Here is a 340-nt window from a genome sequence, read left to right as displayed (position 1 = left end):
ATCTCGAAACAATGCTCGCGGATCGCGTCGAGTGGCTGCGCCGTGGGCGCATCACCGCGTTTCCGGTTGAAGCAGCGGATGGCGCCGAAGCGATCGGCGTCGCGGCGGAAGTGCCGCGCGGCAGAACGCGGCAGGTGTCGCCGGAGACGATTTTCGATGCGATCGCGGCCGCGCTCGGTGACGTATTTCAGTACGAAGCCGCGTTGATTCTGCTGCTCGAACCCGGCGATTTGCCGCGTACTTCGAGCGGGAAACTGCAGCGCAGCGCGTGCGTTGCCGCATGGCAAAGCGGTGCGTTGGTGCCGTTTGCGGTACGTGATTCGAGATTTGCGCCGACGCA

Annotated in this window: 1 protein-coding gene; it reads left to right on the top strand. The window is 64.4% G+C overall.

The genetic code is table 11. The features are described 5' to 3' along the window. Positions 1–340 (top strand): hypothetical protein (locus tag SB753_RS35615; RefSeq protein WP_410804787.1); only part of this gene is annotated, 340 nt, incomplete at both ends.

This window comes from Paraburkholderia sp. SIMBA_053, assembly GCF_046534895.1.
Taxonomy (GTDB): domain Bacteria; phylum Pseudomonadota; class Gammaproteobacteria; order Burkholderiales; family Burkholderiaceae; genus Paraburkholderia; species Paraburkholderia caledonica.
Note: the sequence above shows the minus strand (reverse complement) of the source record. Positions and strands in the feature narration are given on the sequence as shown.